22 protein-coding genes are annotated in these 25,522 nt (G+C 54.6%); 12 read left to right on the top strand and 10 right to left on the bottom strand.

All coding sequences use genetic code 11. From position 1 onward, the window contains the following. Nucleotides 1-63 precede the first annotated feature (63 nt). The 7 genes from KF784_08420 (at nt 64) to ftsZ (ending at nt 8,546) form a co-directional block, all read left to right on the top strand. Nucleotides 64-1,662, top strand: coding sequence for a D-aminoacylase (locus KF784_08420; protein MBX3119074.1), 1,599 nt, complete (start codon nt 64-66; stop codon nt 1,660-1,662). Between the two features lie 137 nt (nt 1,663-1,799). Further along, nucleotides 1,800-4,082, top strand: coding sequence for a D-alanine--D-alanine ligase (locus tag KF784_08425; GenBank protein ID MBX3119075.1), 2,283 nt, complete (start codon nt 1,800-1,802; stop codon nt 4,080-4,082). After that, the gene (locus KF784_08430) at nt 4,066-4,800 is read left to right on the top strand and encodes a hypothetical protein (GenBank protein ID MBX3119076.1); all 735 of its coding nucleotides are present in this window, start codon (nt 4,066-4,068) and stop codon (nt 4,798-4,800) included. The genes KF784_08425 and KF784_08430 overlap by 17 nt, the downstream gene beginning before the upstream one ends. After that, nucleotides 4,797-5,558, top strand: coding sequence for a DUF881 domain-containing protein (locus tag KF784_08435; GenBank protein MBX3119077.1), 762 nt, complete (start codon nt 4,797-4,799; stop codon nt 5,556-5,558). The genes KF784_08430 and KF784_08435 overlap by 4 nt, the downstream gene beginning before the upstream one ends. Next, nucleotides 5,558-5,956 (top strand): small basic family protein, encoded by a 399-nt coding sequence (locus tag KF784_08440; protein MBX3119078.1) that lies wholly within the window; start codon nt 5,558-5,560, stop codon nt 5,954-5,956. The genes KF784_08435 and KF784_08440 overlap by 1 nt, the downstream gene beginning before the upstream one ends. Then, nucleotides 5,953-7,185 (top strand): cell division protein FtsA, encoded by a 1,233-nt coding sequence (gene ftsA / locus KF784_08445; GenBank protein MBX3119079.1) that lies wholly within the window; start codon nt 5,953-5,955, stop codon nt 7,183-7,185. The genes KF784_08440 and ftsA overlap by 4 nt, the downstream gene beginning before the upstream one ends. 101 nt (nt 7,186-7,286) lie before the next feature. Next, nucleotides 7,287-8,546 (top strand): cell division protein FtsZ, encoded by a 1,260-nt coding sequence (gene ftsZ, locus KF784_08450; protein MBX3119080.1) that lies wholly within the window; start codon nt 7,287-7,289, stop codon nt 8,544-8,546. Nucleotides 8,547-8,625: 79 nt separating this feature from the next. Here ftsZ and KF784_08455 read toward each other — a convergent pair whose 3' ends face one another. Continuing rightward, nucleotides 8,626-10,215: a hypothetical protein gene (locus tag KF784_08455; protein MBX3119081.1), complete on the bottom strand. Its 1,590-nt coding sequence runs from the start codon at nt 10,213-10,215 to the stop codon at nt 8,626-8,628. Nucleotides 10,216-10,316: 101 nt separating this feature from the next. Here KF784_08455 and KF784_08460 point away from each other — a divergent pair, with 101 nt between their 5' ends. After that, on the top strand, nt 10,317-10,790 hold the full coding sequence (locus KF784_08460; GenBank protein ID MBX3119082.1) for a DinB family protein: 474 nt from the start codon (nt 10,317-10,319) through the stop codon (nt 10,788-10,790). A 34-nt stretch (nt 10,791-10,824) separates the two neighbouring features. Here KF784_08460 and KF784_08465 read toward each other — a convergent pair whose 3' ends face one another. Together KF784_08465 and KF784_08470 are read right to left on the bottom strand one after the other, a co-directional pair. Next, nucleotides 10,825-14,316, bottom strand: coding sequence for a hypothetical protein (locus KF784_08465; GenBank protein ID MBX3119083.1), 3,492 nt, complete (start codon nt 14,314-14,316; stop codon nt 10,825-10,827). 187 nt (nt 14,317-14,503) lie between these two features. After that, nucleotides 14,504-15,655, bottom strand: coding sequence for a Gfo/Idh/MocA family oxidoreductase (locus tag KF784_08470; protein ID MBX3119084.1), 1,152 nt, complete (start codon nt 15,653-15,655; stop codon nt 14,504-14,506). Nucleotides 15,656-15,792: 137 nt separating this feature from the next. On the opposite strand from KF784_08470, the gene dusB reads away from it, so the two are divergent. Next, the gene (gene dusB / locus KF784_08475) at nt 15,793-16,839 is read left to right on the top strand and encodes a tRNA dihydrouridine synthase DusB (GenBank protein MBX3119085.1); all 1,047 of its coding nucleotides are present in this window, start codon (nt 15,793-15,795) and stop codon (nt 16,837-16,839) included. Here dusB and kdsA read toward each other — a convergent pair. From kdsA to KF784_08495, 4 genes are all read right to left on the bottom strand, one after another. After that, nucleotides 16,828-17,661: a 3-deoxy-8-phosphooctulonate synthase gene (kdsA, locus tag KF784_08480; GenBank protein MBX3119086.1), complete on the bottom strand. Its 834-nt coding sequence runs from the start codon at nt 17,659-17,661 to the stop codon at nt 16,828-16,830. The two genes, dusB and kdsA, sit on opposite strands and share 12 nt — an antisense overlap. After that, nucleotides 17,661-18,134, bottom strand: a complete 474-nt coding sequence (locus tag KF784_08485) for a hypothetical protein (GenBank protein ID MBX3119087.1) — start codon at nt 18,132-18,134, stop codon at nt 17,661-17,663. The genes kdsA and KF784_08485 overlap by 1 nt, the downstream gene beginning before the upstream one ends. Nucleotides 18,135-18,261: 127 nt before the next feature. Next, nucleotides 18,262-19,038, bottom strand: a complete 777-nt coding sequence (gene sdhB / locus KF784_08490) for a succinate dehydrogenase iron-sulfur subunit (protein MBX3119088.1) — start codon at nt 19,036-19,038, stop codon at nt 18,262-18,264. A gap of 53 nt (nt 19,039-19,091) precedes the next feature. Further along, nucleotides 19,092-20,066, bottom strand: a complete 975-nt coding sequence (locus tag KF784_08495; GenBank protein ID MBX3119089.1) for a proline dehydrogenase family protein — start codon at nt 20,064-20,066, stop codon at nt 19,092-19,094. Between the two features lie 69 nt (nt 20,067-20,135). Here KF784_08495 and KF784_08500 point away from each other — a divergent pair, with 69 nt between their 5' ends. Next, nucleotides 20,136-21,026 (top strand): glycosyltransferase family 2 protein, encoded by an 891-nt coding sequence (locus KF784_08500; GenBank protein ID MBX3119090.1) that lies wholly within the window; start codon nt 20,136-20,138, stop codon nt 21,024-21,026. Nucleotides 21,027-21,083: 57 nt separating this feature from the next. Here the strand turns inward: KF784_08500 and KF784_08505 are convergent, their stop codons facing one another. Then, entirely contained in the window at nt 21,084-22,013 is a 930-nt protein-coding gene (locus KF784_08505; protein ID MBX3119091.1) for a hypothetical protein, read from the bottom strand. A 216-nt stretch (nt 22,014-22,229) separates the two neighbouring features. Here KF784_08505 and KF784_08510 point away from each other — a divergent pair, with 216 nt between their 5' ends. Both KF784_08510 and KF784_08515 read left to right on the top strand, forming a co-directional pair. Further along, the gene (locus KF784_08510; protein MBX3119092.1) at nt 22,230-22,460 is read left to right on the top strand and encodes a YtxH domain-containing protein; all 231 of its coding nucleotides are present in this window, start codon (nt 22,230-22,232) and stop codon (nt 22,458-22,460) included. A 16-nt stretch (nt 22,461-22,476) separates the two neighbouring features. Next, nucleotides 22,477-23,679: an AI-2E family transporter gene (locus KF784_08515; GenBank protein ID MBX3119093.1), complete on the top strand. Its 1,203-nt coding sequence runs from the start codon at nt 22,477-22,479 to the stop codon at nt 23,677-23,679. Nucleotides 23,680-23,795: 116 nt separating this feature from the next. Here the strand turns inward: KF784_08515 and KF784_08520 are convergent, their stop codons facing one another. Continuing rightward, entirely contained in the window at nt 23,796-24,962 is a 1,167-nt protein-coding gene (locus KF784_08520) for an RtcB family protein (protein ID MBX3119094.1), read from the bottom strand. A gap of 114 nt (nt 24,963-25,076) precedes the next feature. After that, on the bottom strand, nt 25,077-25,463 hold the full coding sequence (locus tag KF784_08525) for a helix-turn-helix transcriptional regulator (protein MBX3119095.1): 387 nt from the start codon (nt 25,461-25,463) through the stop codon (nt 25,077-25,079). Between the last annotated feature and the right edge of the window lie 59 nt (nt 25,464-25,522).

Here is a 25,522-nt window from a genome sequence, read left to right on the forward strand (position 1 = left end):
GCGTTACTATCCCATGCCCGCTCCTATCATCTCACAGTAGACTCAATCGACCTGGAGAAATAGATGCTTACGTGTTTGCTATCAGCGCTCTCATTGGGCTTGGGAGTTACGGGAGAATTCGATCGACACGACTATTTCATTCACGATGCCACGTTGATTGATGGCTCTGGCAGTGCACCCTACCGCGCCTGCGTTAAGGTGAAGGACGGCATCATCGTCTTTGTCCGAAAGTGTGGTCCTGAGCATGTGCACCTTGCGGAATTTTCATCTCCGCTGATAGATGGCAGCGGCCTCGTCCTTGTTCCTGGGTTCATCGACGCCCACTCCCACGCCGACTTCGGCATTGCCGATGACCCCAGCGCCGAATCTCAAGTGCGGCAGGGGATCACCACTGCTGTGGTCGGTCAGGACGGCATCTGGAGCGAGCCCTATACCGATGCGATGACGCGCATTTTGAACGCTGAGCCCGCCATCAACTTTGCTGCGTTTACCGGACATGGTGGCATTCGCAACCACGTGCTTGGGGGGGATGATTTCGAGCGATGGGCTTACCCCGAAGAGATCGAACGGATGAAAGGGCTTGTGGAGGCTGACCTGAAGGCGGGGGCTTTGGGGCTGTCCAGTGGACTCGAATACAACCCCGGGTTTTTCAGCAACACCGACGAGGTGATTGAGCTCGCCAAAATCGCGGCCAAGTACAAAGGCTCCTATATCAGCCACGTTCGGAACGAGGATACGAATGCCCTGGCGAGCTTCAAGGAGTTGATCCGTATTGCCGAGGAGGCCAAGATTCCAGCGCAGATTTCGCACATCAAGCTTGGGTTGCCATCGGTTTGGGGGCAGTCAAAGCAAGCGATTGCACTGTTTGAGGACGCGAGGAAACGAGGGGTTGATGTCAGCGCCGATATCTATCCTTACACCTACTGGCAGAGTGGCATCACTGTTTTGACTCCAAGTCGTGATTGGGACCGGATAGGGGTTTGGAAGCAGGCGATTCGTGATCTTGGAGACGCCAGCCGAATTCGCCTGGCGGAATGCACTTATAAGCCAGACTGGGCAGGGAAGACGATCCAAGAGATCGCCGATGCCGCATCTCAAGACCCCGCTGAGATCATCCAGGAGATCGTGCTGAATACTTACGGGCCAGGCAAGTCGGGCCGTGCAAGCGTCATCGTTACAGCGATGGCAGAGGGCGATATCGTTCGGTTTATGCAGTGGGCGTTGACGAGTTTCTCGTCGGACGGTGCGATAGGAGGTTCCCATCCACGGGGTGCGGGCTCCTTTCCCAGAGTGCTTGGACACTACGTTCGTAAAGCAGGGGTCCTTAGCTTAGAGGAAGCTATTCGAAAGATGACTTCGCTTCCCGCGAAGCGGTTTGGGTTTAAGGACCGTGGGTTGGTAAAGGAGGGAATGAGGGCCGATTTGGTTCTCTTCGACCCGGGCAGCATTATCGACACGGCTACACCGACGAACCCCAGATCATTTTCCAAGGGGATACGTTATGTGATTGTGAACGGGCGATCTGTTCTTAATAACGGTGAGATGACAAGTGAGCGTCCTGGGCAGATCATCACTCGAACTGGAGCGCCGTTTAAGCCAACGACGAGTCTTCCAACCTTCTTGGCGAGTCATGCGGGCCATGTATCTTGTTGTGGAGGATAGATTTGAAGTCGGCAATCGGCTGTCTGCTGTCTGGTGATAACTAGAGGAATTCGTTAACCGTGCTGCACGGTTGGGGACATGCTATTTGCCGATGGCTGATGCCAACTAGCTGGCGGATGCCATAATCCTATTACCCCATGCGTACGAGAGCCGAGATCGAATCCGCGTTTGCCTCTACCGAAGAGTTGACGCCCCACAAGCGCTTCTTTTTAGTAGGCATTGGTGGAGCCGGAATGAGCGCTCTGGCATTGATGCTTAAGGCACAAGGATGCGCGGTCGCGGGCTCAGACTCTACGCCGTCGGATATGACCACTCGCCTTCTTACAGAAGGCATTGAAGTCCACCTACGACACGCGGAAGACACGATCTCTCCCTTCGATCAAGTTATTTTGAGCGACGCAATCGACCTGAAGACCAATCCTGAAGTGCAGGGCGCGATTCGTCACGGATGTTCGCTTTATCGACGCTCGCAGCTTCTTGGCTGGCTTTTGAAGGACAAGAAGATCATCGCTGTCACGGGAACGCACGGCAAGACGACAACGACAGGAATGATCGGCGCGAGCCTACAAGCGGCGGGAATCGACGCAACAATCGTCGTTGGCGCTGTGATTCCCGAGTTTGGAACCTCGGTTGTCGCGGGGACGAGCGACTATGCCGTCGTTGAAGCTTGCGAAGCCTATGACAGCTTCCACGATCTTCACCCGCAAGTGGTAGTTCTCACAAATTTAGAAATGGACCACGCCGACTTTCATGGCGACTACGAGAATCTGAAGGCGAGCGTCATGCGATTCGTGGACAGCATTCCGGACGGTGGACTGCTCGTGTACTGCGGTGATGACGAGGGGGCTAAGGAGATCGGAACGGCTTTTGAGGGCAAGCATGAGTCGTATACCAAGGTTCATTGGCCTCTCGGAATTCCGGGCGAGCACAACCGTTTGAATGCGGGCGCGGCATCGGCGGTGTGGAAGTACTTGCGGATGAGCCCTGATCAAACGGCAAAGGCCATGCGCCGATTGGAGTCGTTTCATGGAGCAGAGCGACGGTTGCAAGTTCTGCAAGATGGCGACATCACGGTGATTGACGACTATGCCCATCACCCGACAGAGGTCGCGGCGAGCCTGAGCGCTGTGCGCGATGGCTATCCGGGGCGGAGGTTGATTGCTGTGTTCCAGCCCCACCTCTATAGCCGCACGAAGGATTTGATCCCCCAGTTTGCCGAGGCGTTGAGCGCGGCAGATCATGTTGTTATCACCGACATCTACCCCGCACGGGAAGCGCCGATTCCAGGCGTTAGCTCGGCAAGGATTGCTGAAAAGGTGCAGGCCTCAGTGGACTATGTGCCTGTAAGACATCTGCTTCCTCGCTTTGTCGCAGCGAAGGCGCAGCCAGGAGATGTTATCTTGGCGATGGGAGCGGGCAATATCTCGGAGTTCGGCGGAGCTCTCATCAAGGAGTTGGGCAAGGACTCGGTGGAGCGGTATCTACAGGGTGGGATGGCGACGCTCAATATAGCCGTCGTTTATGGTGGAGATAGCCCAGAGCGTGAAGTTTCTCTTCATTCGGGCAATGCTGTCCACTCTGCACTTTGTGAGATGGGGCATAACGCCTGGCTGGTCGATGTCTCGGATTTGCTTCTTTCAAAGGGTGACTTGTCCAAATTTGTCGGTCCAAATCGGCCCGATGTCGTTTTCCTTGCCGTTCACGGCACCCATGCTGAGGACGGGGCCATTCAAGGCCTTTTTGAATTGCTCGATATCCCGTATACCGGCTCCAGGCTTCAAGCCAGTGCGATGGCTATTGACAAGCAGGCGACAAAGACCATTCTTGAGCATGCTGGCCTGCTTGTGCCGAAGGGCCAGCTAGTCCATTCGGTTGAAGAAGAGATCACGGTCAAGGTACCGGTTGTCGTCAAGCCGAATTCTCAGGGCTCCACGGTTGGGCTGAGTTTTGTGGAATCTTTTGCAGACTTGCAGGATGCGGTGCGGAAAGCCTTGGCCTTTGAGGGGGGAGTACTTGTCGAGGAGTGGCTGACGGGAATGGAGATCTCTGTGCCGGTGTTGGGCGACCGCGTATTACCGCCGGTGGAGATAACGCCTGTGAGCGGACGATATGATTTCGACTCAAAATACACCCCCGGCGCAACGGAGGAAATCGTCCCAGCCCGCTTGCCCGTCAATCTTATTGAGAAGGCTCAGCGGCAAGCGTTGGAAGCTCACAGAGCGCTTGGTTGCGATGGGGCAACACGCACGGACATGATCGTGGTCAAGGACAAGTTGGCAATTCTAGAGGTCAACACACTTCCGGGGATGACCCCGACCTCTTTGTTGCCCAACAGCGCGCGAGCTGCGGGGATCGACTTTAATACTTTGGTGGATTGGATCGTTAGGGACGCGTTGACGAGACATGCGGCGAAGGCGTAAGCGGCGAAGAAAGTTCGTGTTCAAGGCAGAGGCGCTCTGGTTCCTTCTTGGGCTTAGCATCGCTATCGGTTTGGCACTGAGTCCGCTTACCTCTATCCGAACGGTCAGGATTGAAGGCGCTTATGAGTACGAGAAAGTGCGTCTGGATTCGATCTCGGCAAAGTTCCGGGGTCGACCGGCGCTAACGGTGAATCCATGGAGTGTCGAATCGCAGGTTTTAAAGAATCCAGCGGTGCGGCTGGCGCATTTTCGCCGCAACATCTTTGGTAGGGCGACACTTGAGCTTGAGTATAGAAAGCCTGTCGGGGAACTGGAAGGGGTGAGCGGGGCTTTTATTGATTCGGAAGGGCAAGTGTTTGAACTTCCTTATGCCTTCTCCGTGCCCAAGGTTTCTTTGCCCGAGAGTGTGAAGGATCCTAGCTTTACGGTCTTGCGCGCGTGGAATGCAAAGGAGCTTGCCGACGTCTGCAAGAGGGTAGGAGCGAGCGATATAGGGGACGAAGTGAGCATAGTCCTTGATTCATCGGGAACCGTATGCTTAAATACTGGGTCAAGTACCCAGATTTGGCTCGGTGACATGAGCCGTCTCGATGACAAGTTTCGTGTCCTCGACGAGCAACTCAAGGAGAATCCCGACTTGCTTCGTCGATCGAGAGAGATTCGGCTAACAAATCCCGACCGTCCCGTGTATGTACCGCGCCAAGGAGCAACGCAATGAACCCGTTTGTATCAAAAGTGAATCGAAATCCGTGGATGATCCCGGTCAGCATTTTGTCGCTGTTGCTCGGGTTTATGATGATGTCCGCTTGGTTGACCGAGCAGTCGCGTGGTTCACGCATCCCTTTGCTTGACCCCTCTCAACAAAGTCGAATCCGTGCTGGCACCATCGACATGCAGGCGGATTATCAAAAGGTTGCGGCTGAGGTTGAGAAGCTTCGCAAAGAGAAGACGCAGCTTGAAAACGCGATGGGCGACAACACCAAGATGACCAAGGTTCTGAACGAGAACCTTCAAGACATCAAGAACTTCGCCGGTCTCACAGAAGTTGAGGGGCCGGGAGTGACGGTGACCCTGCGCGACAACGCGTCTCCCAACAGCGCTCTTGGGGCTGTGCCGGACGATATCATCCACGACCAAGACGTGACGATGGTTGTGAATGAACTGTGGGCAGGCGGTGCAGAGGCTCTGAGCGTGAATAACAGACGCATCGTCGCGAGGTCGTCGTTTACATGCGTTGGTAACACGATCCTCGTTGACAATGTGCGCATCGCTCCTCCCGTCCGTATTCGAGCAATTGGCGATCCTGACCTTTTGATCGGCGCTTTGAATACTCCGGGGCGAGTTATTGATACGATTCGACAGAGCAGCGCCAATATGGTGCAGATTGAAAAGGTCGAAAAGCACTCTCTCCCTGCTTACAACGGTCCTACCGCAACTAAATTCGCAACGGTAGTAAAGGCTGAGGATTCGAAGTAATGATGATCCTGATCCCCATCGTCGCACTGCTGCTAGGAGCAATCCTGGCGCAGTACATCGGCCTTGGGGCGGTCACCGGCATGAGCGGCAACTATTTGGCTGTCGCATGTGTTGCTGGACTTGATTCGGTGACCGGCGGGATTCGCGCAGGAATTGAAGGGAAGTTTTCTAACGACGTTTTTATCACGGGATTCATCTCAAACGTCGTGATTTCGTTTATACTTGCTTGGCTTGGCGATCAGATTGGCGCAAATTTGACTCTTGCGGCCGTGATCATCCTCGGCACTCGTATCTTTACAAACTTGAGTTTAATCAGGCGATACTTGCTGACGACGTGGCGCGACAATCGCGAACGCGCCAAAATGAAAGAGCAGATTCAGCAGCAGAAGTCAACATGAGATCAGGGCGCGTTCATATTTTAGATTTGGGGAGCACGAAGGCCGTGTGTCTGGCGGCTGAGCTAACCGAAACCGGACGCATCAAGGTCGAAAGTTGGCATTCGACGGATTGTAAGGGTGTTCGCAAAGCCGTTGTAACCGATCTGGAAGAAGCGGCAAAGGCGGTTGATAAGGTTTGTCGTGCCGTCGAATCCGATACCAACGAATCCATAGAGTCCCTTGTCGTTGGGATTGGCGGTGCGCACGTCGAAGGCATCAACTCTCAGGGGTTCGTACCGATCTACCCGCGAACAAGGCCGATCACACGCGATGACGTTTTGCAGGTTGTCAACCACAGTCGTCAGATTTCATTGCCACCCGACCGAGAGCAGATTCAGGCGATTCCCCGTGAGTTTCGCATTGATGGGCAACGCGGGATTAAAAAGCCGATAGGGATGAGTGGCGGACGCCTCGAGGTTAACACTTACCTCGTGAGCGGTCAGGCCACGCATATACAGAATTTGGAGCGGGTCGTGGAGATGTCAGGTCGCAAGATCGAGCGGTTGGTGCCCAAGGCGCTGGCTTCCGGGCTTGCTGTGCTAACCGATGAGCAGCGCGACCTTGGCGCAGCGGTGATCGATATAGGCGGTGGGTCGACCGAGATTGCTGTTTTCTTCGGCGAGAGCGTGGCTTTCTCTGCGTCTGTGCCGATTGGCGGGCAGCTTGTCACCTCGGACATTAGCAAGCTCTTGAAGGCGAGCCCAGAAGAGGCTGAGCGTTTAAAGCTCGAAGGTGGTTTGTCCTGGGCTAAGATGGCGAACGAAGACGAGATCGTTGGCGTTTTGCAGCTTGGGCAGATTCATAAGCGTGACCTCCAGCGCCGCGTACTTGCGGAGATCATCGAGAGCAGGATGCGAGAGTTGGCGAGGATGTCTCGCCAGCAGATTGAAAAGAGCGGATTCTTTGGCATGTTGCCGGGAGGAATCGTACTGACCGGCGGGGCATCGCTCATACCGGGGACAGCCGAACTCTTCCAGAGCGTTTTTCAGCACATGAAAGTTTCCAGCCAAGAACCTCATTTGAGTGGTCAGAGAGAGAAAGGGCTGAACAGGCCTGAGCTTGCTACAGCGGTGGGCTTATCGACCTTTGGTCTCGAATGTCAACATGATGAGTTCGCACCGGCAACAGTTGACGGTAGTTGGAAGGATAAAATAAGAACGTTCTTGTCACTGATGGGTGGCAAAGCGTAAGATGTAAAGACAAAAGGGCCCGACCGAACTTTGTTCGGCGGCTGTTTTTTTGAATTGTGGAGTCGGTTCTACCGGCTTTAGCTATGGACCAGGACGGAATCGTGAAAACACAAAGCGCAGTCATTAAAGTCATCGGCGTTGGCGGTGGCGGCTCAAATGCCGTTAATCGCATGATCGAAGCGGGAATTCAGGGGGTCGAGTTCGTCGCAATGAACACCGATGTCCAGGTCCTCGACCTTTCGGGGGCCCCAAAGAAGGTCCAGCTAGGCAAAGATCTTACTCGCGGTTTGGGCGCGGGAGGCAATCCCGAGATCGGGAAGATGGCCGCCGAAGAGAGCAAAAACGACATCCGAAAGATGCTCGAAGGTGCCGACATGGTCTTTATCACTGCCGGTATGGGCGGTGGTACGGGCACGGGCGCGGCAGCTGTGGTCGCTGACCTTGCTCGGGAGATGGGGGCGCTGACTGTAGCGGTTGTGACTCGTCCGTTCAGCTTTGAAGGACCCCGACGGGCAAGACTCGCCGAGAACGGCGTGACTTCGCTGATCGGCCGTGTCGATACCATTATCACGATTCCAAACGACCGACTTATCAGCGTTGTCGAGCGCAAGACGACGCTCCGCGAAGCTTTCCGCGTAGCCGATGATGTGCTTCGACAGGGCGTTCAGGGCATCAGCGACATCATCACAATTCCTGGTCAGATCAACGTAGACTTTGCCGACGTCCGAGCGGTCATGAACGATGCAGGACCGGCATTGATGGGCATTGGCTATGGCGTCGGCGATCAGCGCGCGCTTCAGGCAGCGCAATCGGCAACCGCGAGCCCGCTGCTTGAGCAGACGATTCATGGCGCTAAGGGCCTCCTCGTGAATATCACGAGTGGGGAAGACCTCACACTTGCCGAAGCCACGGAAGCGATGGACTTTATCCACGGGCTTTGCGATGGCGATGAGGCGAATATCTTCTTTGGTACGGTGGTCGATCCTGAGATGGACGGTTCTGTTCGCATTACCGTGATTGCGACTGGGTTTAACCCGTATACGATTGAAGGTCGCAAGGTCGCCGATGCCACCTACTCGATCGGCAGCTCCGAGGTTCAGCCGACGCCGACTGCGGTTGTTCCCGAATCGGAGGCAAAGGTCGATGAGACGGGTTCGACGTACAATATTCGAACAGGCAGTTCGGTTAGTTCACCTCAGCCCGTGATTCGGTCTCAGCGGGAGATTCCTCCTGTACCGAACAACGGGGTGGAGCGAACTTCCGGCGCATCGAGGGGGTCGAACATCGACTCCAGCGGCGTATTTGACGAGTCCGATCTGGACATTCCGACATTCATTCGGGAGCATAAGGGTCGGGAGTAAGAAGCTGACCGGGAAAGGTAAGCCTCTATGTTTTTAGGTAGGGCTTATAGGACGTATCGGTCCCATAAGTCCTATCCCCCTACACCCCACAAACACTGACCGCTATCCCCAGCGAATGCGCAAGGGCCGCCTTAGCCTGCATACACCGATCAGCTTCTTCAGCCCCATGCGCGTACGCCACCTGGATGTGGTTCGCTTTGTGCTTTGCCATCATCTGATCGCGGCTGATCCCGTGCAGCACCGCATGCATGATCGGCCATTGGGGAGTGGTGCCGTCGAGCCTCCGCCGCGTTTCGGCTTCCGGCAGCTCCACCACATGCCCACGCCCGATGTCCATACACAGCCTGCCCGGCTCCACATAGATGCGGCTCCAAACGATCTCTCCCGGCTTGGCCACGCCGCTCAGCGTTGAGCCGCCATAGGGGAAGTACATCTTGGCCTGCCGCTTCCCAAAGCTCTTGCCATAGCCGCCGTGATGCTCCGCTGGGGCCGCCCCGCTGATCTCGAACACCCACACATAGTCGTCCACCGTCCCCGACCGGTCGATATCGCCCCACCGCAGATCGTGCAGGGTGTTCTCGGGCGGCTGGTTCAGGGCCGTCCAGATACGCTGGGTAAAGAGCCCGTCCACCCCCGCGCACTCGTCCACCTCGTTGAAGTGGGTGTACGGTTCGCCCTCCCGGATGATCGAGCCGTCGGCTCTGTGTACGGGCGGGCGGTCGCTGTTGTTCAGCAAACCCTCCACAAGATCGCTCGCCGAGCACATATCCTTCAAACCGAGCTGGTATTGGATGCCCAGCGCGGCACAGCCGAACTCGTCGGCGATTCGGGCGGCGGCGATATACATCCGGCACTGCTCGATCACCTGGCTCTTGCTCAGATCGTTCTCGGGGTCGGGTCCGAAGTGGAAGGTGAACCCCTTGTCCACGATCCATTGATAGACCGCTTCGGCTTCGGCGTCGGTGACCTGGCTCATCCCAAACAGGAGCGCGCTCTGCGACAGCCTCTCCTTGTGGATGTTCATCGGGAAGAGAAGCTCGTCAGGGATGATGGCGTTGTACATCCCCATGCAGCCCTCGTCGAAGACGGCAAGGATGGCCCCATCTCTCAGCAGCTCTTCGCGCAGACGGCTGGCGACCGACGCGGCCTCGCCCGACACCGAGGCGGGGTCGAACGGGCGCAGGTGGGAGGCGTCCTGGGTGACGGTTCCCGTCTCCAGCCACTCCTTCAGCCCGCGCATGAAGAACTCATCGTCGAACGTCTCGCTCCAGAGCGTCGAATACTTGACCCCGGCTTTGGTCAGACCCCCGTTCAGATTCAGCATCCCGACCAGTCCTGGCCACTGCCCCGACCAGTTCGCGACCGTCAAGATCGGCCCGCGATGGTTGATGAGGCCGGGGAGGATGTGGGTGCTGTACTGCCACACGCTCTCTGCGACGATGATCGGCGCGGTCCGGTCGATCTCGGCAAAGGCGGCTAGCCCAGCCTTCTGCGAATCCAAAAACCCGTGCTTGGCCTGGGGGTCGTACTCATGGACGCGGTGGACCTCACAGCCAAGGCCGGCAAGCACCGACTTCAGCTTGGCCTCCATCGCTTCTTGGGTGGGCCAGCAAAGCTGGTTGGCAGGGAGCCGGGAGTCGCCGCTGGCGGCAAGAAGGACGCGCTTCATCAATCCAACATTACCTGCCAATCAGGCTTGAAAGAGTGGCGGTGGCGCAGTATCGTGTAAGCTCATAGACACCTGTTTTGGCAGGGATGAAGGACAGCGCTATGGCCATTGACATCAAAGCCCACATATCCGATCGAATTCGAACTGCTGCCGCTTGCTATGCGGGCGACCTTGCCGCCATGTCAGAGGAGGCGCTTGCGAACTCTCTCGGGGGAGTTGCGAGAAGCCCCTACGACTATACGTATGAGGTCATTTTCGTCAATCGTCGATTTGCAGCACGAATTCGCGGTGAGGAGCCTGCGCCCTTCAAAATGGACGGTTGGATTATGGCCCCCGAAGAGTACAAAAATCGGGATTATGCCGTGAGTGAGTTCAATTCTTCGGTGCAGGAAGTCCTTGATGCCTGGGAAGCCTTACCAGAAGACCAGTATGAACGCGTGATTCCATTGCCACATGGCGAACCGACGAGTCCGTTCAAACTTGCGGCGCACTGTGCAAGCCACATCACCTACCACGATGGACAGTTAAACTACCATCAAGCCGCGCTGGGTGACAGCGACATGCATTGGAATTGATCTCTGCTTTACGATTGGGGAAACTAACCAGCCCTTACTTGAGCCTCAACTGGTAATCCAAGCGGACTGTCCAGTTGGTGTTCTTGTAGCCGTTCGGCGTGAAGTTCTGATAGCTCACGTTGCCGACGTAGAAGCTGAAAACCTGGTTGGGACCAGGTCGCTGGTCGAACCTAAGGCTGAATTCTTGCGAGGTCTTGCGATCATCCCATCCGCTCTGCCGCATTCCGTAGTAAAGCGTGAGCGGTGAGCCCGAGCCTTGGAAAAGCGTGAGGTTCAATCCTGCGTGTCGAACGAGAGCCTCAGAATAGTTCTGCTGCTCCAGCCATTGACCGCTGAGTGTGAAGTTCTGATCGCGCTTCCATTCGAGCTTCCATTGATTGTCCTGTCGCTTAGTGGCGACAGAGCCAAGAAGTTGATTCGGATTCGCTTTGTCCTCTGGGTTTGTGCTGACAACGTTGCTGAGCGTAATGTCTTTTGCCGGCTTGAGGTAGACACCGAAATTACGAATCATCACGTTCTCGCCCCAAGGCAATGTTCTGATTTTGTAATCAATTGCCGCACGGAACACGCGATTCTCGTTTTGATCGGTCTTAAAGCTGAACGCCCTGTCGATGGCTCGGTAACCGGACTGATGCATCTGACTGCGATACGCATAGCCGAATGCGGTCGAGCCGATGTTGAACCCGACGGCGAGCTGCTTGTTCTCTTTCACCCAGTTCGACTTCTGTGACTGTGTATCGGAGCCTGCAGAAATCTGGAAGTTGTGGAGGAAGCCTAGCGTCAGCGGTTTCTTGGTCGAAATCTGGAAGTTGCTTGTTGCGTTGTTGTATTGTCCGTCCACCGAGTTTGTGTTGTAGTTGGCCTGGTCAACGCTGATTCCGCCGATCTGTCCAGCCGTCACTCCGAGCGTGGATTGAAGAGCTCCATTGGCCCCGTTCATCTGTCGGTTATAACCATAGCTGATGCGCATTCCGTTGGGAAGATCGAAATAGAAACCATAGAGTCGTCGTGTCTCGTCGCGCTCGTCTCCTTCGCGGTCGATGTGGGTATCTGTAACGCTGACACCCGCATTCTTGGCAATCTCCGTCGTGACAACGTTAGTGCTGACGTTCTCTTTATCGCCGTTATCGAATCTTGTGCGAGTTTGCTCTGTGCGCAGGGAAGTCTTCTGATTAAGCTTGGCTTCGTAGGCAAAATAGTGCTTATCGTAGTCGGGCCGGTTGGCATCAACGCCATTGAAATCCTGCGTCTCGTGCAGGTAGGTGAACTTTCCACCCGATCCCATAGTGCGACTAACAGCAAATTGTTGAAGGTTGCTCTCGAAAAGCGTTTTCAGAGGATCTGCGTTCTTGGTACCGGCGGTTTGGAACGTGAACGCGGTGTTTTTGTCAAGCGCCCAATCGACTCGTGTGTTTTGGATGAGTCTGGCTTCTTCGGTCATCCCGTTGTTGGATTCGTATACGAATGAATCAAGCTTCAGTCCGGGCATCAGTCTCCACACGATGCGAGCATCGCGCTGCTGGAAGCCCTGCATGGTCTTGAGAAGGTCCTTTTCAGGATCAACCAACCTATTGACTCCATCGAACTGGGGATCGACGTTCCGAGCATTGAGTTGAACACTTAGATTCGGATCGTTGTACTGAAGGGATGTGCGCGAAGCTCCGCCTGAGTTTGCAGACTCGGCAGACATATTCGAGAAGCTGAAATTCGATTTCTTGTTGAAATCGAAGGCCAAGGCGAAATCAGTTCGGTCGAGCCCTTGCAGTGTTCCCAGTCGTTGGCGTTCAACATTCATCAGCGAGGCAAGTTCATTGAACTGAGCCCCCAGGTTTTGCTTTCGATACTTGGCTTTGAAGCCAGGACCCTGAACGTCGTAAGTATCTACGGACGCCTCGTCCTTCGCACCTTCGAGCTTGAGTGCATCAAAGCTGAACTTCCAAGCTTTAAAGGGCTCGGCATTGAATCGGGTAAGCGATCGGCTGAGTCCGCGTGTGCCAAGGAAGCGGTTGATGTCATCACCTTGAAGCGCCACGCCTTTGGGGTCGTACATGTTGGCGACGACTTGAGCATGATCCTTCTTCTCGGCGTCTTGCATCGAGTTGAGGTTTGTAAATCCAGCACTAACGTCGCGGGTCGCGTGTTCAAGACTCCATCCGTTTCCTTTGAAGGAGACATCTTCGCTCTTGAAGTCGCCGGACTTTGATGTGATAAATTTCTGCTCGAAACGGACGAGCATATTCTTGCCGAGCAAGCCGGTCTCCATTCCGAACCACTGACGGCTGAGGCCAATTTCACGGCCGTACATGCCTTGTTCGGGAGCAAGGAGGCTGCTCATACGGCTGAATCCGCTTTCGACCTCTTGGTCTCCTATCCAGAGCTTGAAGCCTGTGGTGTCGAGTGATAGGGAGCGACGAACGATCTCTTTCTCGTTCGGATCGCTAACCTGATTCATTTCGAACGAGACCTTGGATGTCTTTTGAGCAAACTGTCCGCTCATCGTTTGGCGCGACATGCCTGCTTCTTTTTGAAGCTGGGCGCGGTCCGCTTCGGCAAGGTCCTTAAATCGATTGAATCCTTTATCGACGGTCTGGCTGTTGTAGTTGAGTTGCAGTCCGCCCGATTTGAAGCCGTAGTTTCGCCACTCGATGCTGTTGTCGCCGTCACCGACTGTTTTGAAACCGCCGCTGAACTTCGAGCTTCCCAAGTTCATGTCTTGAATGCCCATGGACATTCGTTCAAGACCGCGTTCTTTCTTGAGTTGATCGACTGTTTTCTGATCGTATCCGGCATCGGCAACGGCGCTGAAGGCGGTGAAGTTCTTGCTGATGTCCTGGTAGGACAGGACGACGTTGCCGCCGAGCATCTTGGTTTCAAGCTGCTGGTGCATGAAGCTTGAGCTACCCAGGTCTTCTGCTTTTTTCTTTTCTCTGTATTCGTAGTTCGATTCAACAGAGTTCTCTTCTCGGCTTGCAAAGAGCATCAGTCCACCGAGTTTTCCAGCTCCGCCGAACTTGAAAGCATTGTTGAGGCCGTAGACGTTGGAGCTGATGACGTTGCCGTCTTTGCCTCGCTCCGTCATGCCAAAGCCCACGAGAGCTTTGACGCCACCGGGCATCAGGTCAAATTTGAAAGTGGGCGCTCCGCCGGTGCTGAAAAGTCCAGAGAGTTCCTTCTGTGCGTCGGGCCTGTAGCGGTAGGTGGCAACCATCGACTGACCGTTCTTGACCGGCACCATCAGATAGACCACACCGGATTCAAGGTCGATGGAGTAATCCTTGCCTCTGACCAACTCACGTCCGCCTAACTCGATGCGTTCTGAATTGGCGACGATGCTGCCATAGCGCAGAGGAATAGTGGGCGTTGAACTCTTGATGAGAATGAGGTCGCTGGTGAGTCTTCCACCGACGGCGAGGTCGTTCGCGGAGTTTTCTGGGGTGGTCCCAGCATCAAAAGGCACCTGCGCAGACACCAAGATCGGTGCTACCCAGATTGTCCCTAACGCGATTGCCCTGATACTTCGACGCATGAACTCGTCCTTATTCGTTTGCGTCCCCAAACCTCTATACGTTTGATAATGGGTCAATTGCACCCATTCCTCAACCTAAAAGGTTCAAAAAGCCGCTCCATCCTTGCAGCGGTCGCTGCCCTCACACATCAAACGATTGTGCTTTGACAGCGTTACGCGAATCTTTTACATTCTACTTCACTTTCTGTTACAAGTTCACCCAGGTTCGAGAAATGGCACTTTTTTCGACGGCGTCGAGAACTCGCTGATTTTCATAACCATCGACAAAATTTGGGGAGGGAAGTTCTCCTTTGTCGATAGCCATGATCGCATCTGCGACCAGGTTTACAAATGTATGCTCGTATCCGATAATATGTCCGACCGGCCAGTAGTTGCCTGCGTAGGGATGACTGCTTTCGGTAGCCTGGATAACTCGAAACCCATGCGTCTCTTCTGGGTCGTCGTTATTGTAGTACTCAAGTTCATTCATACGCTCTAAGTTAAAGACGATCGAGCCCTTAGAGCCGTTGATTTCGAACCTGTTATAGTTTTTTCTGCCGACGGCAAAGCGCGATGCCTCGAAAGTGCCAAGCGCGCCATTTTTGAACGTGGCAAGGAACATAGCTGCGTCGTCCACGGTGACTTCTCCCATCTCGGCACTTGCCTGAGCACCGAGACGGTCGTCCGTTGCACCGACTAGTGGGCGCTTCTTGATGAAGGTGTGCAAATGACCCGTCACTTGCTCAAACTCACCGAGGAGGTGGCGTCCCAGGTCGATGATGTGGGCGTTGATGTCTCCGTGTGTCCCCGAACCCGCCTTTTCCTTTTGTAATCGCCAGACAAGCGGGAAGTTGGGATCGGCGATCCAGTCTTGCAGATAGGTCGCTCGCATGTGGTAGATCGTGCCGAGCCGTCCTTCTGAGACCATCTTTTTGGCGAGGGCCACAGCTGGGGCTTTTCGGTAGTTGTGGAAGATGGCATGAGAGACTCCGGCTTTTTGCACGGCTTCTAGCATCTCCTTTGCCTCTTGAAGAGTATTCCCGAGTGGCTTTTCGCAGAACACGATCTTTCCTGCCTGTGCGGCGGCGATGGCGATTTCGTGGTGGCTGTCGCCGGGAGTGGAGACGTCGATGATGTCGATAGCGGGATCTTCAACCACCCTTCGCCAATCATTCTCGTAGCCCTGCCACCCGAACTTGTCGGCGGCGGCCTTGACGGCGGACTCTGTGCGTCCGCAAATCGTTTTCATACCGATCTGGATCGGAAGATCGAAGAACCGATTGGCTTGGCGGTAAGCGTTGCTGTGGGCTTTGCCCATGAACTGATAGCCGATGAGGCCGACGTTGAGCTGTTTTGCCATCTCGGTCTGTTTTTACCCTGCATACAACCTCCTCATTGCCCTGGTGCAGTCGTGGTGGGGTGGGGAAGGAGTGTGTGGCGCTATCGCGGTCCTCTATCCCGACTCCTCATCTCCGATGATTTCATAATAGAGACCGCATGGCCCCTGCATTCCACGTCGGCGATATCCCCATTCAGAACCGGCTCATCCTTGCCCCAATGGAGGATGTGTCGAACCTTCCGTTTCGGTTAATCGCCAAGCGGGTCGGCAATCCAGGGCTGATGTTTACCGAGTTTGTGAGCGCGATGGCGATCCACTACAACGCCAAGAAGACCTTCCGCAAGCTCAAAATCCATCCTGACGAGCGCCCGCTGGGCATCCAGATTTTTGGCGGGGTGCCGGAGATCATGGCGGAGACGGCCCAGCTTTGCGAGGCTCACGGGGCGGACATCATCGACATCAATATGGGCTGCTGGGTACCGAAGGTTTGCAAGACTGGCTCCGGGGCGGCTTTGCTCAAGGATCCCGAGCTTGCCGAGAAGATTGTTGAAGCGGTCGTCAAATCTGTTAAGGTGCCGGTGACGGTTAAGGTGCGGGCGGGTTGGGACTTTTCACTCTATGCGGCTCCTGAACTCGCAAAACGGTTTGTAGGGGTTGGGGCCAAGATGATCACCCTCCACGCACGCTTTGCAAAGCAGGGTTTTGAAGGGGAGGCGGATTGGCGGCTCATTTCAGAGATGCGAAAAGCGGTTGACGTGCCGCTGATCGGCAACGGCGACGTCAAGACTCCGGAGGATGCCGTTCGTTTGCTTAGCGAGACGGGCGCGGATGGCGTGATGGTGGGGCGGGCAGCGATCTCCAATCCGTGGACTCTCGCCCGGATTCAGGCTGGGCTTGCCGGTGAGGAGATTCCGCCGATGCCAACGATCCGAGAGCGGATCGACACTGCTATTGAGCATCTAAAGCTGATGGTTGCCTATCAAGCGGAAGTGGATTCTTGGGAAGAGGCGTTGGCGCTGCCCAAAGCACAGTTTGACGAGTCAGAAATGTACGCGACGCGGCATCTGCGTGGTCAGGTTCCGATGTACATCAAGGGCGAAGTTGGAGCCGCAGAGACACGGAATCGACTTACGCAATGCAACCGAGTTGATGAAGTACGAACAGTTCTCGAAGAGTTTGCTGCAGGGCTTGCCTTAACGGGCTGATACTTCTTTTGTCGCTTTATGAATCTCGGAAACCATTCTCAGTAGCCGTTCGGCATCGGCTAGGGGCCACTGGGTTTCTTTGTCGCTAAGGGCGTTGGTGGGGTCGGGATGGACCTCAAGGAACAACGCATCAACACCGACGGCAACAGCTGCTCGCGTCATTGCAGGGATCGTCTCCCGGTTGCCCCCGGAAGAGGAGCCTGCTCCGCCTGGTCGCTGAGCGGAGTGCGTTGCGTCAAAACAAACGGGTACGCCGAAGGATCGCATCGTTTCCAGTCCAGGCATGTCGACGACCAGAGTATTGTAACCAAAGGAGGTTCCTCTTTCCGTGAGCATCATGCCGCTAGCCCCGAACGCCTCAAGCTTCTCGACGATGTTCTTGGCGTCCCATGGGGCAAGGAATTGTCCCTTTTTGACGTTGACGGGTTTGCCGGTTTCAGCGCAGGCCTGCAGCAAGTCACTTTGGCGGCAGAGAAATGCGGGAATTTGAAGAAGGTCGATCCTTTGAGCGACGATACCGGCCTGTTCGGGAAGGTGGACGTCGGTCGTACAAGGCGCACCGACCTCGTCGGCGACGCGTTTGATCAGGTCAAGCCCCGCATCAATTCCCATTCCTCTTTGTGAGTTTGCTGACGTGCGATTGGCCTTGTCGAACGAGGCCTTGAAGATATATTGAAAGTCTAGCTCGATGCAGATGCGGGCAAGTTCACGGGCTACCGAAGAGCACACCTCGTAAGATTCGGCTAGGCACGGTCCACCTACAATCGTAAGTTGGGGGCCTCCGATCGAGTAACGGCCCAGTGAGAACGGACCGCGTGGCATTACTTAACGACCTTTACCGGTACTTCAAGCGTGATGGACCCTGGAGGCAGACAAGATGAATCGTTACACTGTTGGTAGCTGATTTTGATCTTGACTTTGTAATCGCCGGGTTTTTTCGAAGTTGTGAACTCGAACGGGATATCAACGCTGCCCTCATAGACCGCTGTGGTAGCGCCCATCAAGTCCTTCACGATGCCCTTGGGGTAGGTCACTTTGATCTTGACATCTTTCGTTGCAGACTCAACCTTCACAGGAATCTCATACTCTCCCATCGGCGGATTCTGATAGCCGTGCCAACCCTCAGCAAAAGTCAAAACGACTTTGCCCTTGGCGACTGCTCCCGCTTTTGTCGTCTTGGCGTCCATCGTTGCTTTGGCGGTCGGGATATTGGTTCCAACCTGGGCAAAAACGAACAACGATGCGGCGACGGCTATCATGGCAAATACGGCACGGATCGAGAGTCTGCGTGTCATGGGGATAGGATACCTCTTGTGTTTTTACGCCTGGGTGGGACGGGCGGTTCCGCCTTGGGGCGTGTTTGGGTTGGACGCATGAAGCTCCAACACGCTTCGCGCCTTACGCCGAAAGCAACTTTAACTCTTAGGACAAGCCCATCCACTTCTTGATCTTGTAAACAGTGGTGTCCCGATTGAGCTGAGCAATGGCTTGGGTGAGAGGGACGCCTTTGGGGCAAACCTTCACACAGTTCTGAGCGTTTCCGCAGCCGGTAATGCCCTCTTCGGAAGTGAGAAACTCCATACGGTCGGCTTCGAGGGTTTTCCCAACCGGATGCAGGTTGAAGAGCAGAGATTGAGCGAGCGTTGCCGGACCCACGAACGTCGACTTTTCGTTGATCTGGGGGCAAGCCTCAAGACAGCACCCACAGGTCATACAGCGCGATAGGGCGTATCGCAGTTGCCGAACATGATCGTCTTGCGCTGGGGCCATACCTCGGTCGTAAGAACCATCGATCGGAACCCAGCCTTTCGCCTTCTTAAGACCTTCGAACATCCGTGAACGGTCAACGATAAGATCGCGCACGAGAGGAAACTTTTTCATCGGTTCCAGCGTGACGTGGAGGGTATCTCCGCGCTTATCGCCAACATCGTCGATAAGCGCAGTGCAAGCCTGTCGCACTCCACCGTTGATGTTCATGGTGCAGGAGCCGCACACCTCTTCAAGACAGGCTGCTTCCCACGCAGGAGGATCGACAGGCACACCGTTCGCGGTTTGCGGGTTCTTGCGAATCTCCATGAGCGTGGAGATGACGTTGAGATTCGGCTGATAAGGGATTTCGAACTCTTGCCAGAAGCTTTCGGCGTTTTGCGATGTCTGGCGAAGGATACGAAGGCGGATCTTGGTGGGCGTGTCGCTCATGTCCGTGGTTTATGGTACCTCTGTATAGTTCTCGGGCGCGGACCAGGGAACCTCTATCTGTGGAACAGCGACTTGAGGATAAAAAAGGCGTTTGCGGGGCGCTCGGCAAGCCGCCGGGTGAAGTAGGGGTACCAGCTATCGCCCAAGGGCAAATAGACACGAACGTTGTAACCCTCGTTGTTAAGCCGCTGTTGGAGGTCTCGCCGGATTCCGAACAGCATCTGATATTCAAAGCGGCTCTTGTCGATCCGTTTTTCGGCCACAAAGGCGTTTAACTCATCGACAATCTTTGCGTCATGGGTGGCGATAGCGGGGAAGTTGCCTTCGAGCATGAGCCGTTGGGCTGCTTCGACATATGCCCTATCAACCAGTTTCTTGTCTTGAATCGCAACTTTCTCAGGTTCAAGATAGGCGCCTTTTACGATTCGCGTGCGCATCTGGAGGTCGATCATCTTTTGGATGTCGTTGGGTGTGCGGTGGAGATAAGACTGAAGAACGGTGCCTGTGTTTGGGAAGGATGGGAAGACGTTTTCGAGGATTTTGATGGTCCGCTCGGTGTAATCGGAGCCTTCCATGTCGATTCGGACAAAGTTGTCGAGAGATTTGGCGAGATCAAGCAGTTCGCGGAAGTTCTTTTCGGCGAATCCATCGCCCTGGTCGAGCCCACACTGCGTCAGTTTGATTGAGACGTTGCAGGTTTCGACAGGCTTTTCCGAACCTTGAGACGCGTAGATTGCTCGTCGCTCGACGGGGCGCGTGCAGTTGCTTTCGGCGATTTCACCGAGCATGGTCATATAGGCATCGACAGCGGCGCGTGATTCTTCGACTGTAGTTGTGTTCTCGCCGAGGTAGTCCAGCGAGATTCGGAAGCCTTGTTTGATTAACTCATCAGCGACGACTAGCCCGTCTTGAACGGTATCCCCAGCGATGAAGCGGCGAACAAGGGGTCTGAATAGAAAAGACTTGCGAACAAGTTTTTCGACCGGCCCAAGGGCGGCGGTTTTAAGAATGAGAGTGCGGGCCAGCATCGTTGCTGGCGAGCATTGTACCGGGACGGATCGACGGTTGGCTGGGTTGACGAGCGGTATCCTGCATTTATGCCTTCAGTTAGCGTTTGCCTTGCGGTTTATAACGGCGCGGCTACGCTTGCCGATGCGCTACAAACGGCGATTGACCAGAGCTTTCCGATTGAAGAGATCCTTGTTGTTGACGACGGGTCAACAGACGGGTCTGGCGAGATTGCGGAGGGGCTTGGATGCCGTGTCATCCGTCAAGAGAATGCAGGACTGGGCGCTGGTCGCAAAGTGCTGGTCGAAGAGGCGAGGGGTGACTTCATCGCTTTTTTGGACCACGACGACTTCTGGGAGCCAAAGAAGATAGAGAAGCAGGTCGAAGCTATTGAGGCTACGAATTCAGTGCTCTGTCATACCGACTGTTGGTTTCACTACGACAATGGCAAGATCGTGCCACGGGACAAGATCATTCCTCAGATCGAGCACGTTCTTGACCACATACTGCCGACGAACTGGGTGATTGCGAGTTCGGCTGTGTTTGAACGTGAGGCGATGCTCAGGGCAGGCAACTTTATCCCGGAGACCGTGCGTTGTTCAGACTGGTACGGGTGGCTGATCTTGGGTCCGCAGGGCAACTTTGTTCATATGCCTGAGAAGTTGGTGCGCTATTCGGTACGGAGCGAGTCCTTGGCGAATGCGGGCTATAAGTTTCACGAAGCGCAGCGGTACTTACTGAAAGATCACATTCTGCCGAGATGGGATGTGCTGTACAAGAAGCTTGGCAAGACTCGACGTAACTACTATCGCAGGCTTATTGAGATGGATATTGGGATTGCGGCATCGACGATGGGCAAGTTCTTGGATCAACTGGACAAGCACGACGAGGCGATGGAACTCCATAAGGAGGCGTTGCGCCTTGCGCGGACAGTGCCAAGGGTATGGACGCGGGCCATTCGGAGTTACCTGTCTGGCTGAGCAGATCGCCGTTAGATGCAATTGAATGCACCTAACGGCTGATGATCTCAATAGCGGCTATTCTTTCGCGCCTGCATCGACCCATTGTTCAAGCTTAGCGATGTTCTCATCTGAGACCATGCCTCCTGGGGGCATTTGGGGTCTTCCCTGAGCACGGAGGTACTTGAAAAGGTTGCTATTCTTGGAGTCGCCAGGAACAATGATGGCGCCGTGTTGTCCGCCTCGCATGATGCTTTGATACGAACTGAGACGAAGACCCCCACTCATGTTTTGCGTGTGGCAAGGGCCGCAGTTTGTCGAGAAGAAGCTGCTTACATCGGCATACTTCAAGCCATTTGCTGCTGCGGCAGCTTTATCAAGTTTGGTAGCGCCAGTGGGTGCGGTGAAGGTGAAATCGCCAGCGGGCAGTGGTGCAGTGCCCAATTCAAGCTTGATCGCGTTGTAGATCATCTCGGTGTCGTTGGCCTTGATGATCGCTCCTCGGGCGACTTTGAGCTTCTCGTCAATATAGAATGTGATCTCTTTGCGCTGGTCCTTGGCAAGGGTCAGAGTGAGCTCCTTGACCATATTGCCTTTCAGATTTCGGCTCGCTCCAGCTTTGGCAGAGGAGATGCTCTTTGCAAAATCCGCATCGAAGAAGGCAGACCAAATCCAAAGGTTGTCGGCAGACAAGAGAGTTTTTAGAACCCCGGGTGAGGCTGCATCTTCGGTGTACGTCTTTGCTTTCTTGTCGTAATCCCACACCATCGTGCCATCGCTGACCAATGTGCGCGAACTGGATTCAAGCTTTAGGAGGTTCGGCTTTGAGAAAGAGAGCGTGTATTCATCGGGCGCTCCTCCGAGTTTTTGAGCCGTTACTGTGAGCATCACAGATGGGGCCTTTTGCAGAACTTCGGTATGAGCAGAAACTTGGGCATTCTGCACCTGATAAGCAAGCGCAGCGACGGCGAGAGGAGATGTGGCGAGGAGTAAATGAATTAGACGCATGGCTTCTTACAGAATCATATCCGATAGTTTCAAGGTTTTTGCGCCGCGAACTATTCAACGTGCGAGTTTTTCTGATGTGATTACCGGTGAGGCAAGCCGAGAGGGACTACCGATACTGAAGAGAAGGACCTGTTTCAGACTCGCCCCGCTGATTTACCGTGACGGAAGGGGCAGAAAGGCGTAAAATAGAACAAACCTTTCGAAGGAGAAAAAACTATGAGTGAATCTGAAGAAAAAAATGCGATGCTTTACCTTCTTGCCGGCGTAGGGGTCGGTGCTTTGATTGGAGTTGCTGCGGGAATGCTGTTTGCGCCAAAGGCGGGATCTGAGACCCGTGAGGAGCTTTCCAGCAAGCTTAAGGAGCTCAAAGGGAAGACTGAAGAGTGGATTTCTGAGCAAAGAGCAAAAAGAAATGCCAAAGAGCTCGTCGAAGAAATGGGCGCATAGGTAAGATACAGCCAAGATGGGCTGGTGGAGAATCGCGCTTTGGATAGCGCTTGTCATCATAACCGTCACCTTTCTTTACATGGTGCGGATGGTTCTCCTGCCATTCATCTTGGCTTTTATTATTGCCTCCCTACTCGATCCATCGATCAAAAAGCTCAGGATGAGGGGTTGGTCGAAAGGGAAGGCGATTATGACGCCGTTCCTGATCTTCTTCGGGATATTGGGTGTCGTCGGGTTCTATCTGGCCCCGGTTATTGGTGGGCAGCTTTCCAATTTTAGTACGCAGGTTGAGGCGATAAGCCATCAGTTAACCACGGAAGACCCGAGCTTAAACTTCTATGTGAAGTGGAACCCAGCCGTGATTGCGGAGAACAAGACAAGGCAAAGTCTTACCGATCAACTGCTCACACAGGTCGAGCCGATTCTCACCACACTGGGTTTGCCCCACACTCGGCAGGAGCTTTACGACCGCTACATCGAGCCTCAACAGCAAGAGATCGCCAAGGGCTTTGAGTGGTTCTTTACTGGCATTCTTGGGGTTATTGGGCGTCTCGGATCGCAGCTATTCCTGCTCATCTTTACGCCTCTGCTCGCGTATTTTATGCTCGCGGACATGGATCGCTTCAAGCGCCGAAGCGCAATGTGGATCCCGCCTTCTATTCGCGCAGAGACAGTGGAACTGCTGCAAGACATCGGCAGCGTGTTTACCAACTACCTCCGGGGTGTTACCATCTCCATTTCTCTGTACATGGTGATGATGGCGATCATTCTCACCATCCTACAAGTTCCGTACGGGATACTGCTTGGCATTCTCTTCGGGGCCATCTATCTGATCCCCTACATCGGGCCAATCATCTCGTCGATCATCATGATCTTGACCATTGGTTTGAGTGGAAACACGACGCTCTATGGAATTGAGTTCAGTTCGTCGTGGACTTTGGCGATGGTCAGCTTTGCGGTTTATCTGGTCTTTGATCGCGGGTTCGACATGTTGATTTATCCAAGGATGGTCGGACGCTCTGTGGGTTTGAATCCACTTGTCAGCATGTTCGTGACATTCAGCGGTGGTGCGTTATTCGGCATCATTGGCATGTTGCTCGCTTTTCCGGTCGCGGGAGCGGTGAAGGTGATTCTGGACCGGCTTCTCAAAGTGACTTCATCTGGCCAAGAGAGTCTGGAATTGCCTGCCGTTCCGCTGCGACATCGTGCAACCGGGTGATCTTAGGACGTTGGCAGATTGTTGACAAGTAGCCGACAGGTTGTCATGAGTCGCCTCAATTACAACCTGAAAGCTACCTAATAACCACCTGCCAACCCCTTGACGACGTTCCAAGATCAATCCTTATACGGATCGAACTCGTTTGCACCCGCCATAGCTACGCCGATTGGGCGCAGGGTGTGCAGAATCTTCACCGTTGGCGCGTGATGCTTGAGCACGTCAGGCAGTCGCTTGTAGCAGTGCGGCGACTCGTCTGTGCCTGCACCCCTTAGTTCGACGCCCTGCTTCTCAACCCATTCGTGCATCATTTCGCGTGTGACCTCGCCGCCTTGGCGGACACCTTTCTTCAACCTTCCGGCTGCCTTGGTGCGCGACATAACGCGCCCCGCTCCATGGACAGTCGAGTACAGAGCCTTCTTAGACTCCTCGCTTTCCACGCCTTCGAGGATCACCGAGATGTCGCCCATCGACCCACCAACGAAGCCCTTCTGCCCCGGGAACGCCGGGGTCGCTCCCTTGCGGACAACCCAGACCTCCTGACCGTCATGAGTTTCCTTCCAGGCGAAGTTGTGGTGGTTATGAACCTCCTCTACGACCTTCGCGCCGAGAATTTTGGCGACCTTGTCGCAAACCCAGTCGCGTCCTGCATAGGCATAGCGCCCTGCAAGTCGCATTCCTTCGAGGTAGTCCTCTCCTAACGCGGACTTTTCATGCAGAATGACGGGCTCGACGAACATACCGTCGGCTCCGCCGCCTGCTTCGGTGAAGAAAGACGCGATCTTGTGTCCGATTCCACGCGAGCCGAAGTGGACTCCGCACCAAATGTGATCCTCCTCGTCGACAAAAAGGTCGACGTAGTGGTTTCCACTTCCGACAGTCCCAAGCTGGTTCGAAGCCATCTGCTTGTGCTGACGGATCATTGGCAGTTTCCAGGCCCTATCATCAAAGAGTTCGTGATCCACCTTTTCGTCGTTGCACCGCCCAACTCCGAACGAGATCTGACTAAAGATATCGTCCATGATTCGAGAGATATTGGAGACGACCTCCTTGGCGGGGATATCCAACCTAACGGCCTTATTGCCGCATGCGATGTCATATCCAACTCCGGATGGGCTGATCTGATCCCAATACGCCACGACTCCACCAATCGGCATGGAATAGCCAACGTGATGGTCTGCCATGAGGGCACCGGCGAACGCGCCGCGAACACAGGTCTGAATCTGCTTCACCGCTTTTTCGTCAATGGGGTCTCCCCATACCGGTACGTTTTCGATCTCTTTCATTGTTCTTGCTCCTTTCCCATCCCGAGGAGGCAGAGCCGGAGAGTTTAGATGATGCAAGGGGGAGAAGGGAACGTCAGAAATCCAAAAGTAAGGCGCTATGCCTATTAAAAGTCGCTATTTTTGTTTTTTGAAGTCTGTAGAGTGGGTCCAAGCGTCCAGGTACTCGAATATCTTAGCGAGTTCGTGTCCCTTAGGTGTGAGTGTGTATTGAACGACGGGTGGTGGCCCAGGTTCGAGCACGGTTCGGATTGCAATGCCGTACTTGAGTAGCTCCCCTAAACGTTCGCTGAGGGTCGCGGGATTGATGCCGAATTCTCGGCACAGACCGTTGTATCGACAAGGGCCATTTTGCAAGGAGTAGAGGATGTGGAGAGCCCACTTTTGACCAAGAAGATTCACAATCAAGGGCATCGTCTCATCTGACAATGCTTTGACGAGACGGTCTTCCTCGCGGAGTGCCGCGGGGAGCTTCAACTTCTGCTTGGAGTCAACCTTGCCCATAGCGACATTTTCAGTATAGAACAGGTTTACAAAGTTTGCCGCTAGAAGAGTGACAACTG

Source organism: Fimbriimonadaceae bacterium (genome assembly GCA_019638775.1).
Taxonomy (GTDB): Bacteria; Armatimonadota; Fimbriimonadia; order Fimbriimonadales; family Fimbriimonadaceae; genus JAHBTD01.

What these genes read in the sequence shown, in the direction of transcription:
- KF784_08500 (MBX3119090.1), top strand. Translation starts at nt 20,136, where the DNA reads ATGCCTTCAGTTAGCGTTTGCCTTGCGGTTTATAACGGCGCGGCTACG.
- KF784_08470 (MBX3119084.1), bottom strand. Translation starts at nt 15,655, where the DNA reads ATGGCAAAACAGCTCAACGTCGGCCTCATCGGCTATCAGTTCATGGGC.
- KF784_08515 (MBX3119093.1), top strand. Translation starts at nt 22,477, where the DNA reads ATGGGCTGGTGGAGAATCGCGCTTTGGATAGCGCTTGTCATCATAACC.
- KF784_08425 (MBX3119075.1), top strand. Translation starts at nt 1,800, where the DNA reads ATGCGTACGAGAGCCGAGATCGAATCCGCGTTTGCCTCTACCGAAGAG.
- KF784_08465 (MBX3119083.1), bottom strand. Translation starts at nt 14,316, where the DNA reads ATGCGTCGAAGTATCAGGGCAATCGCGTTAGGGACAATCTGGGTAGCA.
- KF784_08460 (MBX3119082.1), top strand. Translation starts at nt 10,317, where the DNA reads ATGGCCATTGACATCAAAGCCCACATATCCGATCGAATTCGAACTGCT.
- KF784_08440 (MBX3119078.1), top strand. Translation starts at nt 5,558, where the DNA reads ATGATGATCCTGATCCCCATCGTCGCACTGCTGCTAGGAGCAATCCTG.
- dusB (MBX3119085.1), top strand. Translation starts at nt 15,793, where the DNA reads ATGGCCCCTGCATTCCACGTCGGCGATATCCCCATTCAGAACCGGCTC.
- KF784_08485 (MBX3119087.1), bottom strand. Translation starts at nt 18,134, where the DNA reads ATGACACGCAGACTCTCGATCCGTGCCGTATTTGCCATGATAGCCGTC.
- KF784_08420 (MBX3119074.1), top strand. Translation starts at nt 64, where the DNA reads ATGCTTACGTGTTTGCTATCAGCGCTCTCATTGGGCTTGGGAGTTACG.
- KF784_08520 (MBX3119094.1), bottom strand. Translation starts at nt 24,962, where the DNA reads ATGAAAGAGATCGAAAACGTACCGGTATGGGGAGACCCCATTGACGAA.
- ftsA (MBX3119079.1), top strand. Translation starts at nt 5,953, where the DNA reads ATGAGATCAGGGCGCGTTCATATTTTAGATTTGGGGAGCACGAAGGCC.
- KF784_08435 (MBX3119077.1), top strand. Translation starts at nt 4,797, where the DNA reads ATGAACCCGTTTGTATCAAAAGTGAATCGAAATCCGTGGATGATCCCG.
- KF784_08430 (MBX3119076.1), top strand. Translation starts at nt 4,066, where the DNA reads ATGCGGCGAAGGCGTAAGCGGCGAAGAAAGTTCGTGTTCAAGGCAGAG.
- KF784_08525 (MBX3119095.1), bottom strand. Translation starts at nt 25,463, where the DNA reads ATGGGCAAGGTTGACTCCAAGCAGAAGTTGAAGCTCCCCGCGGCACTC.
- KF784_08455 (MBX3119081.1), bottom strand. Translation starts at nt 10,215, where the DNA reads ATGAAGCGCGTCCTTCTTGCCGCCAGCGGCGACTCCCGGCTCCCTGCC.
- sdhB (MBX3119088.1), bottom strand. Translation starts at nt 19,038, where the DNA reads ATGAGCGACACGCCCACCAAGATCCGCCTTCGTATCCTTCGCCAGACA.
- KF784_08510 (MBX3119092.1), top strand. Translation starts at nt 22,230, where the DNA reads ATGAGTGAATCTGAAGAAAAAAATGCGATGCTTTACCTTCTTGCCGGC.
- KF784_08495 (MBX3119089.1), bottom strand. Translation starts at nt 20,066, where the DNA reads ATGCTGGCCCGCACTCTCATTCTTAAAACCGCCGCCCTTGGGCCGGTC.
- kdsA (MBX3119086.1), bottom strand. Translation starts at nt 17,661, where the DNA reads ATGCCACGCGGTCCGTTCTCACTGGGCCGTTACTCGATCGGAGGCCCC.
- KF784_08505 (MBX3119091.1), bottom strand. Translation starts at nt 22,013, where the DNA reads ATGCGTCTAATTCATTTACTCCTCGCCACATCTCCTCTCGCCGTCGCT.